This is a genomic window from Chryseobacterium sp. MYb328 (assembly GCF_037572595.1).
GTDB classification, from domain to species: domain Bacteria; phylum Bacteroidota; class Bacteroidia; order Flavobacteriales; family Weeksellaceae; genus Chryseobacterium; species Chryseobacterium pennae.
The window spans coordinates 19,680-33,891 of record NZ_JBBGZQ010000029.1; the positions used below are offsets into that span (position 1 = coordinate 19,680).

The 14,212-nt window shown below is 36.9% G+C and carries 12 protein-coding genes; 3 read left to right on the forward strand and 9 right to left on the reverse strand.

Features of this window, described 5'->3' with window-relative positions:
* Nucleotides 1–1,440, reverse strand: a complete 1,440-nt coding sequence (locus WH267_RS22180; protein WP_340011056.1) for a mannitol dehydrogenase family protein — start codon at nucleotides 1,438–1,440, stop codon at nucleotides 1–3.
* Nucleotides 1,441–1,604: 164 nt separating this feature from the next.
* On the opposite strand from WH267_RS22180, the gene WH267_RS22185 reads away from it, so the two are divergent.
* Together WH267_RS22185 and lgt are read left to right on the forward strand one after the other, a co-directional pair.
* Nucleotides 1,605–2,609: a LacI family DNA-binding transcriptional regulator gene (locus WH267_RS22185; RefSeq protein WP_115973052.1), complete on the forward strand. Its 1,005-nt coding sequence runs from the start codon at nucleotides 1,605–1,607 to the stop codon at nucleotides 2,607–2,609.
* Between the two features lie 257 nt (nucleotides 2,610–2,866).
* On the forward strand, nucleotides 2,867–3,703 hold the full coding sequence (lgt, locus tag WH267_RS22190; protein ID WP_340011059.1) for a prolipoprotein diacylglyceryl transferase: 837 nt from the start codon (nucleotides 2,867–2,869) through the stop codon (nucleotides 3,701–3,703).
* Nucleotides 3,704–3,780: 77 nt separating this feature from the next.
* Here the strand turns inward: lgt and WH267_RS22195 are convergent, their stop codons facing one another.
* Entirely contained in the window at nucleotides 3,781–4,536 is a 756-nt protein-coding gene (locus tag WH267_RS22195; RefSeq protein WP_340011060.1) for an SDR family oxidoreductase, read from the reverse strand.
* 688 nt (nucleotides 4,537–5,224) lie between these two features.
* On the opposite strand from WH267_RS22195, the gene WH267_RS22200 reads away from it, so the two are divergent.
* A complete protein-coding gene (locus WH267_RS22200; protein ID WP_047420468.1) occupies nucleotides 5,225–5,647 on the forward strand; it encodes a cold shock domain-containing protein in 423 nt (140 codons plus the stop codon).
* Between the two features lie 268 nt (nucleotides 5,648–5,915).
* Here the strand turns inward: WH267_RS22200 and WH267_RS22205 are convergent, their stop codons facing one another.
* The 7 genes from WH267_RS22205 to WH267_RS22235 all read right to left on the reverse strand — a co-directional run bounded on the left by WH267_RS22205 (nucleotide 5,916) and on the right by WH267_RS22235 (nucleotide 14,079).
* A complete protein-coding gene (locus tag WH267_RS22205) occupies nucleotides 5,916–7,358 on the reverse strand; it encodes a TolC family protein (protein ID WP_340011062.1) in 1,443 nt (480 codons plus the stop codon).
* Nucleotides 7,339–10,461, reverse strand: coding sequence for an efflux RND transporter permease subunit (locus tag WH267_RS22210; RefSeq protein ID WP_340011063.1), 3,123 nt, complete (start codon nucleotides 10,459–10,461; stop codon nucleotides 7,339–7,341). The genes WH267_RS22205 and WH267_RS22210 overlap by 20 nt, the downstream gene beginning before the upstream one ends.
* Nucleotides 10,462–10,489: 28 nt before the next feature.
* Complete coding sequence (locus WH267_RS22215) at nucleotides 10,490–11,578, reverse strand: efflux RND transporter periplasmic adaptor subunit (protein WP_340011064.1); 1,089 nt, start codon at nucleotides 11,576–11,578, stop codon at nucleotides 10,490–10,492.
* Between the two features lie 59 nt (nucleotides 11,579–11,637).
* Entirely contained in the window at nucleotides 11,638–12,006 is a 369-nt protein-coding gene (locus tag WH267_RS22220; protein WP_340011066.1) for a hypothetical protein, read from the reverse strand.
* 275 nt (nucleotides 12,007–12,281) lie between these two features.
* Nucleotides 12,282–12,734 (reverse strand): SRPBCC family protein, encoded by a 453-nt coding sequence (locus WH267_RS22225; protein WP_340011067.1) that lies wholly within the window; start codon nucleotides 12,732–12,734, stop codon nucleotides 12,282–12,284.
* A gap of 11 nt (nucleotides 12,735–12,745) precedes the next feature.
* Nucleotides 12,746–13,393, reverse strand: a complete 648-nt coding sequence (locus tag WH267_RS22230) for a murein L,D-transpeptidase catalytic domain-containing protein (protein WP_340011068.1) — start codon at nucleotides 13,391–13,393, stop codon at nucleotides 12,746–12,748.
* Nucleotides 13,394–13,395: 2 nt separating this feature from the next.
* A complete protein-coding gene (locus WH267_RS22235) occupies nucleotides 13,396–14,079 on the reverse strand; it encodes a TIGR02117 family protein (protein ID WP_340011070.1) in 684 nt (227 codons plus the stop codon).
* Nucleotides 14,080–14,212 lie beyond the last annotated feature (133 nt).

Consider the following 14,212-nt stretch of genomic DNA (forward strand, 5'->3'; position numbering starts at 1 on the left):
TTAGTATTTTATAATTGATTTTAAAACTGAAGAGATTCCTGAATCTTTGATATTCTGTACGAAGCGGATATACAGTTCCACGAATTGTTCAGAAGTTTTCAGATAAATTCCTTTAAAAGCTGATAATTCTAAAAAATCCAAAGGATTTTCACTACCAATAAGCAGTTCATCACTAATCGTTAGCCACGGTTCTGTTACCTCGAAAGTATTTCCATGGCTGTCTGTCTTATATTTCAGATAATGTCTGTAGGAAGCAATAAGGAAGGCAGGTCTGGTAAGATCCTTAGCCCCTTTTATCATTTTATCAAGATTAGGAATAATATATACCGGAAATTTTGAAACCCCGTCAGAGCATAGGCGGCTCACCTGATCACTGACGCTATGATTCGCAAATCTTTCAATAAGGGTCTGTTTGTATTTTTCCAAATCTGTATTTTCCGGAGCCGGAACAAAAGGAGTAATATCAATATCCATAAAATCCCTTATAAACTGTACCAAATCTGCATCTTCCATAGCCAGATCTACCTTACGGTATCCCATCAGAAAGGCAGGATAGGACAGCAATGTGTGTGAAGCATTCAGAAGACTGAGTTTCATATTTTCAAATGACGTTACATCATTGGTAAATTCTACTCCTACTCTTTCCCAGGCTGGTCTTCCTGCAATAAAGCAATCTTCTATTACCCATTGGGCAAAATCTTCACAGTATACAGGAACTTTATCATTTGTTCCGTTCAGCCTGTTCAGTCTTTCTACATCTGCATACATTGTAGTTGGTGTAATGCGGTCTACCATGCTGTTTGGGAAAGCTACATTTTTCATTATCCATTCCGCAAGTTCCTTATCCTGTGCTTGTATAAAACTGGTAAAGGCTTTCTTTGCCATATTTCCGTTCTGCAGAAGATTGTCACATGAAAGAATCGTAATAGGACCGCCATTTTGTTTTTTTCTTTGGCGTAAGCCCTCTGCAATGAATCCGAATACCGTAGAAGGACTGGCAGGATTATCCAGGTCATGTTGTATATTTTCATTGTCAAGTATGAATTCACCGGTTTCCTTATCAAGATTATATCCACCTTCTGTAATAGTTAAGGTGATGATCCTGATATCGGCATCAGCAATTTTTTTAACGATAGCACCAGGATTATCACCAGCCCAAATCAATTCGCGCAGTGAATCAATTCTATAAACTTCATTTACTCCGTTTCTTCCACAAACCGTGAGCGAATATTTAAGGTTCTGCTCTCTTAGGCTATTGAATACATTCTCATCTGAAGGCAGTAAGCATACTCCACAAACACCCCATGTCTGCTGATCCTTGTCATTCAGCAGCATATGCGTATAAAACTGTTGATGAGCTCTGTGAAAATTTCCTACACCGATGTGTAAAATCCCAGTACAGATTTCCGAAGAATTATAATTACAATAAATAATACTCATAATTAGTATAATATTTAATAAATTGATTAGTTTGTTAAATATATATTAACAAATAGTTGACTTATAAGTTTTTTTACCAAATCACAATTGGGAACGTTCCCAAAACTAAGGGAACGTTCCCAATAGGATATTTTTTTATTATTTTTAACAAAAAAACAGAGCTAATGAAACGCATAACGATAAAAGATTTGTCCAAATTTTTGTCATTATCTACCTCTACAATCTCAAGAGCACTGCTTCATGACAAAAATGTGAATGAAGAAACAAGAAAACGGATATTGGATGCAGCGGAAAAATTGGGATATAAACCCAACCTTACAGCCTTGAATTTACAATCCGGACAATCCAAAACTATCGGGTTTGTAGTGCCTGAAATGATTACTCCTTTTTCTGCGAAAGTCCTCAAAGGAATTCAGAATATCCTTTATCCGTTGGGATATAGAATCATCATTACACAATCTGATGAAGATTCTTGTATTGAAAGAAAAAACCTGCAGCTCCTTGAAGAGTTCAATGTGGATGCTATCATTATTAATCTCTGCCACGAAACATATAATAATGATATTTATCAACATATTATGAAGCAAGGAACTCCATTGATATTTTTTGACAGAATTCCCCATGAATCTCTGGATGTATCGAAAGTAATAGTCAATGATTATATTAAAGCTTCGCTGATGGTGGAATACTTAATCAAAACTGGGCGAAAAAGAATTGTTCACATGATGGGACCGGCTACTATTCGAAACGCGATGGAAAGAGTGAATGGCTATAAGCGTATTCTCATGAAATATAACATTTTTGATGAAAACCTTATTGTACAGGCGGATGGAATGACTTTTGAACACGGAAAAAAGGCCATCAAACAGCTAATAAGCAAAAATATAGAGTTTGACAGTATTTTTGCATTTAGTGACACATTAGCTTTAGGGGCCATGAATTACCTTCATGAACAGAAGATAAGAATTCCTGATGATGTAGCAGTTGCCAGTTTCTCCGGAACGGAACTATCATCCATGGTTTTCCCTCAGCTTACCAGTGTACAGCAACCTTTGGAAAAGATGGGTGAGATTGCTGCAGAACTCGCTTTAGAAAAAATTAAAAATAACTCTTCTCCAAGCAAATGTATTATGATGGATGCAGAATTAATCTATAGAGCTTCTACCTGACAGTATTTCGGAAACAGTAATCTTCTTTCCTACGATTGGGATGATGATCGATACTATTTTATCCTCCCTTTCATGGTTTTAACCAATTTACCATCGTTCAGTTCTTAAGCTTTTATAGAAAACTTTGAAAAATGCAAAGCAGTATACAATCCCACTAAAACTCTACAATTCAGTCCGTTGATTCTCAAAACAGGGGCATCACTCAAAAAAATCCTATTTTCTTATCTTTGCATCCGTAAAATCCGATAACAATATCAATGAGTTTATTATACATCAACTGGAATGTGAATCCTGAAATCGTTAATATTTTAGGTGTTTCCGTCAAATACTATGGCCTTTTATTTCTTTCAGGGCTTGTTTTATGCTTTAATATTTTAAAAAAGATCTATAAAAAAGAAAATCTGAGTACACAGGCACATGATGCTTTATTTTCATATGCCCTTATCGGAATTTTTGCCGGAGCCAGGTTAGGGCACTGCATCTTTTATGATTTCGATTACTATTCTCAGCATCCGCTTGAAATCTTCCTGCCAATCCAGAGAGGTCCGGATGGAGCCTACCACTTTACCGGTTTTGCAGGACTTGCAAGCCATGGTGGGGGAATTGGGCTGATGATTATGTTGCTGATCTATGCGAGAAAGTTTAAGATCCCATTAATGACAGTTTTGGATGCTATTGCTATTGTACTTCCTTTAGGTGGAGTCTTTATCAGGCTTGCCAATCTTATGAACTCGGAAATTATTGGAGTTCCTACCAATGTTCCATGGGCTTTTATATTCCATCAGGTAGATGATCTTCCAAGACATCCTGCACAGTTGTATGAGGCAATCTCTTATTTAATTATTTTCCTTTTCGTATACCTTATTTACAAGAAAGATATCTTCAAAATCGGAAAAGGGTTTTACTTCGGGATCAGTATTCTTTTAATTTTTATCATGAGAATCCTGATCGAATTTATTAAAGTAGATCAGGTTGAATTTGAACATGGAATGAGCTTAAATATGGGACAGCTTTTAAGTATTCCTTTTGTTCTTCTGGGATTGTTTTTCATTATTAAAAGTATTCTGGACAAAGGAAAAATGAAAACTTTATAGTTTCGTACTCCTTCAGATCAATAAAAAACTCACTGAAAACAATTTTCAGTGAGTTTATTTTTTTTATGTATTTCAGATTATCTTGTTGTATAACCACCATTGGCAAAAATAGTCTGCCCTGTGATCCACCAGCCATCAGTAACTAAAAACTCTACCAATGGAGCAATATCTTTAATATCGGTAAGCCCGCCCAATGCTGAGGCAGATTTATGATAAGCTACTGCATCATCTGTTTCCTGACCGTAGAAGAAAGGAGTATCCATTGGGCCAGGTGCCACTGCTGTTACAGAAATTCCTCTGGCTCCGAATTCCTTAGATGCAGCTCTGGTAAAATGCTCTACAGGTGCCTTTGCTCCTGCATAAGTAGAATACAAACCTGTATATGCTGCCAGTAATGAAGTAACAATTGTACAGATCTTTCCGTGGTCATTTATTTTTTTACCTGCTTCCTGCAAAAAGAAGTAAGCTGATTTTGAATTCACGTTGAACATAGTATCATATTCTGCTTCTGTAGTTTCTGAAAATGGCTTTTTAAGGACCATTCCTACTGTATTTATTGCAATATCTACTCCTCCAAAACGGGAAATAGTTTCATCAAAAAACCTGGTAAGATTATCTACTTTAGTAAGATCACCCTGAAACAGAAATGCTTCAGTGCCCAATGCCTGAACTTCTGCCAGAGTCTTTTCACTTTCTGCTCTTGAGCTTTCACTATTATAGTGTATTGCCAGTTTTGCTCCTTTTGCCGCAAAATCTCTACTTAGCAATCCACCAAGGTTTTTACCTCCTCCGGCTATTAAAACAACTTTTCCTTTTACATCTTGTGTTGACATTATTTTATTTTTTATTTGTTAATGAAGCAAAGATGAATAATAAAAAGCATCTCAACATGGTGAATTTTTCGGAAATTTCAGATAGACTTCAATTTTAACTTTAAAAATATTATAAAATTTATATAAACATATTTTTTTCAATATCCTATTATCTACCAAGCAGATAGAGTTTATATCCAATTTTACATATTAAACAGTTGCTTAACTTTTCCAGCTTAAGTGAATTTTAGGCACAACATTTGATGCTCTCCCACCCGTATTAACACACCATTTCATTCTTAATATATTTTTTTAAATCCTCAGTTTCCTGGGGATTTTTTATAAAAAGCAGTCAATACTGCTTTATTCTCCTGTAAATAAGATTGCTGGACAGATTTTCATAAAAACCATTTCTGATAATCAATCATTTAAAAACAGTTTTATTCATTTTATTGTTGTATATTTGCATATTATTAACAGGTCACTACTTTGTTTTCTGTAACGACTTAGAATAGATTTATTCAGTCTTTGCTTTTTGAGCAGCCATATTTTTAACTTTTATTCTTCTACCCAGAACAATACTTGTCGGAATTTTAAAGCTCTGTATTATTAGGGAAACCCAGAACAGAAAACATCGGCGGGCTTTAAGGTCTAAGGCAGACCAGAGTGAACAATACAATTTATAGAAACTAAATACTAAAAATAATTTATGGCAGATTCTTTTTCTAAAAAGGAAAATTTCAAGAAAAAAATTCAAAAGCAAAAAGAAAAAGCGCTAAGACGCGAAGAACGTAAAACGAACAACAACAAAGGAGCGGAGGACGTATTCATGTATGTAGATGAATTCGGAAGATTAACTTCTACTCCACCTGAACAAAGACAGGAAGTAAACCTTGATGATATTCAATTAGGAGCTGCTCCTATTATTGAGGAAGATCCAAGAAAAACAGGGATTGTTACTTTCCTTAGTGAAAAAGGATATGGTTTCATTACCGAAGATAACAGCAAAGAAAATATCTTCTTCCACAATAATAACTGTGTAGAACCTGTAAAAAAAGGAAACAAAGTTTCTTTTGAAAAGGAAAAATCTCCAAAAGGATTTTCTGCAGTTGAAATTCAGATCGTTAAATAAGATCAATACATCCTGCACCATTGCAGGCATGTTTTTAAACTATACACAAAGAGACCGTCTTAAAGACCGTCTCTTTTTTTATTAAAGGAATCTCTCAAATTGAAATTTTGTTACTAAAAGAGAATTATTCAACAAAAAAAATACGATAGGTTATCAAAATCAAAAGAAGCTGCCTCGCAGTGAGACAGCCTCTTTCTTCATCGTAAAAAATAAAAATGGCCGGTTTATAACAAAACCGAAAAATGACTGTTTAAAATATAAGTTAGTTCTAATTCAGTTTTCCTCCTAAAGCTTTAAACAACAGAACGTTATTTCTGGTATTCTGATGTTGAAACTGTAACAGGTCAAGTTCTGCAGTCAGCTTACTTTTCTGTGAATTAATCAATTCAAAATAATTTGCATACCCAGTAAGATACAGATCATTGGAAACTTCAACTCCTCGATCCAGAAAGCCGACCTCTTCTGATTTTAATTTTAAAACCTTTTCGTAAATTCTGGTCTGTTTCAAAATAGACTGAAGCTCATTAAAGGCAGTGGTTATACTTTTCTGATAATTTAAAAAAGCTATCTCCTGTTCTTTACTGGCTACTTTAAACTCATACTTAAGCTGGCCCTTATTAAAAACGGGTACCATCAATCCACCCAACAGCTGCCCTGCTAATGAACTTGGTTTGAAAAGTGTTTCCACAGAAAAGGAATTCATCCCGATCCCTGCACCCAGGTCAATTTTAGGGTAAAAAGCAGCTCTTGCAGCTTTTGCATCAGCCTGAGAAGCCTCCAATACATAATAATTAGCAGCTACATCCGGCCTTGCATGGATCACAGCTTCTACATTAACAGTTCTGTTTAAAACATCAGTATTTGTTGGCATCAGCGTTTTACCACGTTTTACTTCGCCACCATAACTTCCTGTTAAAGTTGTGATCGCCTGCTCTACAGTAACGATCTCCACTTTAATATGTTCAATTTCTGCCAGCCAGTTATTATTCTGAGCTTTAAACTGCTGGACAGCAAGTTCTGTAGCTTTTCCCACTTCACGCTGCGCCAGGACAATTTCGAAGGCTCTCTGCTGGAGCTTATAGTTCTTCTGATAAATGGCCAGACGGTTATCTAAAGTTACCAACTGATAATACAGATTCGCAATATCTGTGAAAAGTTCTACCTGAAGCAATCGCAGCCCTTCCGTAGAAGCCAGATACTTCTTTTGTGCAGCAATTTTTTTATTCTTCAGTTTCCCCCAGGCATCTATTTCCCAGCTGCTTCTTGCTCCCAGCCAGTAATTGGGAGTAAAATCACGGTTAATTTTCTGGTCTTCGGTAATATTGGGAGAAAGGTTAGTGTCATAATTTCCCACTCCTTCCATGGTATACTTTCCGTAACGGTTTCCGGAAACTTCTGCTCCTACCTCAAGAGAAGGCAAAAGATCCATTTTTGATCTTTGCAGGAAGCTGTTAGCAATTTCCACTCTTTGTTGTGCAATCTGAAAATCAGGATTGGCCTGAACAACTTTATCGAAAAGTTCCAATAAGTGAGTATCTGTGAAATACGCTTTCAGATTCAGGTGTTGAAATTCTTCTGAGCTGGCTGATTTAGCAGGCATTTCCGGAAGCTCCTGAGCTTTTTTCAGTTCAGCAACCTTCGGAACGGCACAAGAAGCTAAGCTTAAAGCAGCTATTCCATACAAAATATGTCTATGATTTAATCTTTTCATCTTTCTTCTTATTTTCAAGTTTTGCAAAGAATATATACAGTCCCGGAATGACCACCAATCCGAAAACAGTTCCTATCAGCATTCCTCCTGCTGCTGCCGTACCAATGGAACGGTTACCGATTGCTCCTGCTCCGGATGCTATACACAACGGAATAAGACCGGCCACAAAAGCAAAGGAAGTCATCAGGATAGGCCTCAGACGTTGTCTTGCTCCTTCAATAGCTGCCGGAATAATATCGTATCCCTGTTTGTTTCTGGCTACAGCAAATTCTACAATCAGAATGGCATTTTTAGCCAATAGTCCGATCAGCATGACCAGAGCCACCTGTGCATAAATATTATTATCCAACCCTGCCAGTACCAATGCGATATAGGATCCGAAGATTCCTGTCGGAAGACTCAATAGTACAGGCATCGGAAGAAGGAAACTTTCATATTGCGCTGCCAATAAAAGGTATACGAACAACAGACAGATCAGGAAAATATATACCGTCTGGTTTCCGGATAGAATTTCTTCTCTTGTCATCCCGGACCATTCAATATCGAAACCTCTTGGTAGAATCTCTTTGGATACACGTTCTACAGCAGCAATAGCATCACCGGAACTGTATCCTTCAGCAGGTTCCCCATTAATCATAGCGGACATATACATATTGTATCTTGTAAGTACCTCTGGTCCATATACTTTTTCAATAGTGATAAACGTTGAAAAAGGAACCATTTCACCTTTATCATTTTTAAGATATAAATTGAGAATGCTTTCAGGGGTGTCCCTGTGTTCCGGGCTTGCCTGAACCATCACTTTATACATTTGGCTAAAACGGATAAAATTGGTTGCATAATAAGATCCCAGCATAGTTTGTAATGTGGACATCGCATTGTCTACAGATACCCCTTTCTTCGCTGCCATATCATAATCCACATTAATCATATATTGCGGAAAAGTAGCATCAAAGCTGGTAAAGTTGTTCTGCAGCTCGGGAGCTTCATTCAGTTTTTTGACAAAATCTTTGGTGATTTTATCTGTATTTTCAATGGTTCCCCCTGTTCTGTCCAGTAAACGCAATTCAAAACCACTGGTATTTCCGAACCCAGGAACCGTTGGTGGTGCAAAGATTTCAATCTGGGCATCTGCAATTCCTTTTGTTTTTTCTGAAAGTTCGGTGATCAGGTCATTGACTGAAATGGATCTTTCTTTCCAGTCTTTAAGGTTAATCATAGCCATTCCATAGGATGAACCTGCGATTTCTGTTACAATGCTGTATCCTGCAAGAGTGGTTACGTTTTCTACACCTTTTATTTTCTTGGCAATAACCGTTACTTCATCCAGTACTTTTTCCGTTCTTTCTACCGTAGCTCCCTGCGGAGTGGTTACACTTACATATACCATTCCCTGATCTTCCATTGGAATAAATCCGGTGGGAAGGAACTTACTGGTCACAAATGTTAATCCTATAAATAAGAACAATAGCCCAAAAGTAACTGTAGTCCTTGTTGCAAATTTTGATAGAATATTTACGTAGCCATTAGTCAGTCTTTCAAAGCCTGTATTAAAGCTCTGGAAAGCCCTATCAATAATGGTCTTCTTTTTATTGTGATCGTGTGGTTTCAAAATAATGGCACACAATGCCGGAGTAAGCGTTAATGCATTCACCCCAGAAATCACAATACTGATGGCTAATGTTAATGAAAACTGTCGGTAAAATACTCCCACCGGACCATCAAGGAATGCTACGGGAATAAATACTGCAGACATTACAATGGTGATTGCTATTACTGCTCCTGCAATTTCTTTTGTAGCACTGATAGTAGCATCCATTGCGTTCATACCTTCTTCCATTTTTACATGGACAGCTTCTACGACGACAATCGCGTTATCCACCACAATTCCGATGGCCAGTACCAAAGCAAATAAAGTTAATAGGTTTACTGAGAAATCCAGCATATTCATAAAGGCAAAGGTTCCTACCAATGCTACCGGAACTGCCAATACAGGAATTAACGTAGAACGCCAGTCCTGAAGGAAAATAAATACTACAATTCCTACCAGAATAAAGGCTTCGATAAGAGTTATCAATACGGCACTGATTGAAGCATCAAGGAATCTGGAAACATCGTAGGCCATATTGAATTCCATTCCGGGTGGGAATGAAGTACCTTTTAATTCTTCCATTTTAGCCTTTACATTTTCAATAACTTCAGAGGCATTGGATCCCGGACGCTGTTTCATCATAATAGATGCGGAAGGTCTTCCGTCTGTCTTGGAAACCATTCCGTAATTCATCGCCCCAAATTCCACTTTGGCAATATCTTTAAGTTTCAAAATCGTTCCGTCTACATCTGACCTGATGGGAACTTCTTCATATTGTTTAGGCTCAAAGAATTTCCCTTTATATTTAACTACGTACTGCAGCTGACTGGAAGTTTTCCCTGAAGTTTCCCCTACTTTTCCTGGTGCTGCCGAAATATTCTGTTTTTGCAAAGAAGTAATCACTTCATCTGCTGAAATATTATATGCTGCCATCTTCTGTGGATCCAACCAAACTCTCATGGAGTATTCTTTCTGACCCATGATCTCTGCACGGCCTACTCCATCAATACGTTTCAGTTCCTGAAGAACATTAATATCCGTAAAATTGTAAATGAACTGCTCATCCTGGCTTGGGTCTGTACTCGTAATGTTGAGGTACATCAGCATACTGTTCACCTCCTTTTCAGTAGTTACTCCGGCACGGATTACCTCTTCAGGGAGCTCATCCAAGATGGTTGTCACTCTGTTCTGAACATTTACTGCTGCTACATCAGGATCGGTTCCTACTTCAAAGAAAACCTGGATCAAAGTAAGCCCGTCATTGGAAGTTACCGTTGACATATACGTCATTCCCGGTACTCCGTTGATGGCTCGTTCCAATGGAAGTGCAACCGCATTGGCTGATACTTCGGCATTGGCTCCGGTATATTTTGCTGTTACCGTTACGGAGGGCGGTACAATATCCGGGAACTGGGTAATGGGCATCTTTAATAAGGCCATAATTCCCAGCAATACAAATAATATGGAAATAACCAACGAAAGAACCTTTCGTCTTATAAACATCTCTACCATAATAAGTTGATTTAAAAATTATGAAAGGTTAATACTTCTTTTTGATTTTAATAATATCACCATCCTTTAAGGACTGAGTACCTTCATAAATGATTAAATCTCCTTTTTTAAGACCGCTTTCCACCATATAGGAATCCCTCAGTGTGTTTCCAATCTTAATGTTTGTCATTTTGGCTCTATTCTGTTTGTCCACAACAAAAACATAGGTTTTATCCTGAATAGAGAATGTAGATTTCTGTGGAATAAGAATGGCCTTATCCTGATTTTCGGAAATAATGAGTTTTCCCGAGGTACCGTGCTTAATCAGGTGATCAGGATTTGGGAAAAGGACTTTATAGCGGATAGATCCTGTAGTTCGGTCGATTTCTCCCTCTGCTGTTTTTAAAGCTCCGTTAAACTGATAGTTTACACCATTTGGCAGGGTCAGTTCAATTTTCTGATGATTCCCTATCTTATCATTAGCCAAAAGTTCAAAATAAAGGTTTTCCGGAATTGAAAAGTAGGCATACACCTCATTAAGCTGGGATAATGTAGTTAATAAAGTTCCATTTTCCACCAAACTTCCGTCTTTATGAGGAATAACGTCAATAACGCCATCAAACGGAGCCGTAATTCTGGTAAAACTGATTTTCTGAAGCACAGCTCTCTTTTCAGCATCAGCAAAAGCATTCTTAGCCTGAGCTGATGAAAGCTTAGCCTTTACCAATTCCAGTTCGTTATTCGCTACAAACTTTTTAGCATGAAGGCTCTGAATCTGTTTCAATTCTACTTCAACGATGCGGACATCTGCCTGAGTCTGTTTTAAAGCAGCATTAGCCTTTAAAAGTTCCATCTGCAGTTCAGCATCATTGATTTTAAATAAAGGCTGTCCCTGATGAACAAACTGTCCTTCATTGACGTAAATATGCTGAATAATTCCACCAATCCTGGACCTCATTTCCACATTTTTCTTAGCCTGAATATCAGTCACAAACTGGTTGCTTACCAAGGTATCTTTTTCCTTGATTTCCAGTACCGGAACTTCTTTGTCTTTTTGACTGTTTTTTTGCTTGTCTTTATTACATGACACTGCGAATAATATTGCAAAGCTGCAAATTATTACATTTTTAAAATACATTTCTGAATGTTTAAGTTATAAAATTTTCGGTAAAATAATTTGAAATTCAATAACTTAAACTAGTACAATTGGAGAAGATGGAGAAAGGACTTTACTCCACAGATAAGGGAAACTGCAATATCAGGAAGCATGATTTTCGGAGCAATTTTTAATGCTGCCGAAAAATCCCCAACTGCAGGATCGTCCTTACGACCTGAATGTTTAACAATTTTAGAAGCCGCAGGCAAGGCATGCGTGTTCATATCTGCCTCTTCATAAACATCCAGAAGATGAATATTATTTACATGGGGAACATGAGGTATATTCTGCAACGATTTCTCCGCCCAATTCGAATTGAAAAGGGTAAAAACCAGCATAATATAAAAATAGAAAAGTGACCTCAGACTCGCCATGTCAATCAGAATACAGTAAAAACGATAGTTCTGCAAAAGTAAGAAATTTTGATGGAGTTCCCGTCCTTTAACTGTTAAAAAAACTTAAACAATACTGATAAAATCACACTTTTTGAAGATTGGCATATGAGTGATCAACAATATCTTTTTATTAAAACAGTAATTGGTGAGGTTATGGAGAAATAATCTAATGTTATTCTGAATACAAACTGAAGGTTTCCGAACATAGTTCAGAAACCAAATAGAAAACCTATAAAGTAATCAATGAGATTCTTTCTTCTTCTTCAGAATGACAGACAACCTGAGCTCTTTTAAAACAATCTGCTCAGAACTCTGAAACGATAATCAAAAATAGAGTCCAGTTTCTTTTTCACGAATAAAGAATGGGCAATTTCTCCTAAGAATCCCATAGGAAGTTCGTAATCTATGGTATCTCTCATCAGAACACCTTCGTTATTGGGAATAAACTCGTGGTGGTGATTCCATAATTTGTATGGGCCTTTTCTTTGGAAGTCTATGAAGTTTTTCTGAAAATCTACATGGGTAATTTCTGTCTGCCATTTCATTTTGACTCCAAATAATGGCGAAACATAGTAATCGATGAGCATCCCTTCATAAATTTCGTCATCTTCCATTTCTGTCAATACAGTAAATCCCATATCCTTTGGCGTAATTTCTGAAAGGTTATTGGCTGAGGAAAAGAATTTCCAGGCGGTTTCTATATCACAATTTAATTGTTGCTCACGGAAAAGCTTATGTTTCATCTTACTTCTTTTTAATTATATATCCACATCAGAACAGGCTTTGTTGAATTTTGAATCATCGGGTCGATTTCCTTCATAGCATTATTTGAAATGGTAGGACAGCCCCATCCTTCCGGTGATCCTTCTGGAAACATTTCCTCATCACTCATCATATCCCAGGAGTGAAAAACTATGAATCTCTTCAAGGCATTGCTATTGGTTTCTTCAAGACCATGCATCAGATACTTTATATTAATTCCCCATTCACTGTAGCCTCTGTCCTGCAATTTATATTTTCCCAAAGAGGAAAGGTGGCTTCCGTCTTCGTTACTGAATGTTGGCTTATCTTTTGACTCATCCCTGCTCCAGCTATTCAATCCACAACCATGGCCTACCAGATATTCTTTGGAAATGGTTTCCTTGTCAAAATCCCAGACAAAAAAACGTTTTACACCAGAATGAAGACTCATATCGATCAGAATACAAAAATCTGTACTCAAATTCTTTGCGCTGCAGAATTTCAATGCTTCTTCTGCTTTATTTTTTACTTTGGCAAAATCAGCCTTGGGCTTCTTTTTAGCCATTAGAGGAGTAGCATCAGCAGGATGTTTATATTCTTTCTTCTCTTTTGTGCAGGACAAAAATAAAAGAATAATACTGAACAGAAAAAAAGGTTTCATACTTATTTATAATGCTGGAAAATTCCAAAATCAGAAGGTGTCCAAAGCGCGGCCTTTTGTCCTGCAGCCTTCAACGCATTATTGCTCCAGGTATTGCAGGTATAAAGAAAGCTATAAGTTCCTCTGGCATCATAAAATGCATCATTATCACCATACACGGCATCTGTAGGAATCAGCATAAACTTTCCGTTCTGATCTCTATCGAATTTATCTTCTACAAATTTGATTAAATTTTGATACTGGCTTCTGCTGATCATAATCATTTTACAATCTTCTCCTTCTTTCATTGCATAATAATATGTGCTATGCATTGCTGAATCGCTTAACCAAAAAGCGGCTTTTATCGCCGTTGAGAACTTCAGATCAGCCCAGGTTGGAGTATCCAGATAAAAACCTTTATCACCCCATCCTATTCCAATATATTTATAATCTGTTTTCTTAGACTTTGTATCTGCAAAAGGAATCATAAGACTCCAGTCTTTCATTTCGTTCTTTACAGGCATCACAATATCGGTATGAACACCGTTGGTATAAATGTAAATAGCAATGTCTTTCTGTTCCCCGTCATCTTTGGCTGAAACCGGAATAAACGGAATGAGCAGTCCTAAAAGAACATAAACAATTACAATCCCCAGAATGACTCCCAGAATTTTCAGAGTACCTATTAATATTGTTTTCACATTCATGCTTTTTTAATAAAATTTAATATATAGTTTTTCGTAAAAGTATTTGTTTTAATCGAAAAAATCGCTATATTTAATTACGAAATATTCACAAATATGCGTAAAAATACCAAGTCACAAAAAAGATTTAAAGTAA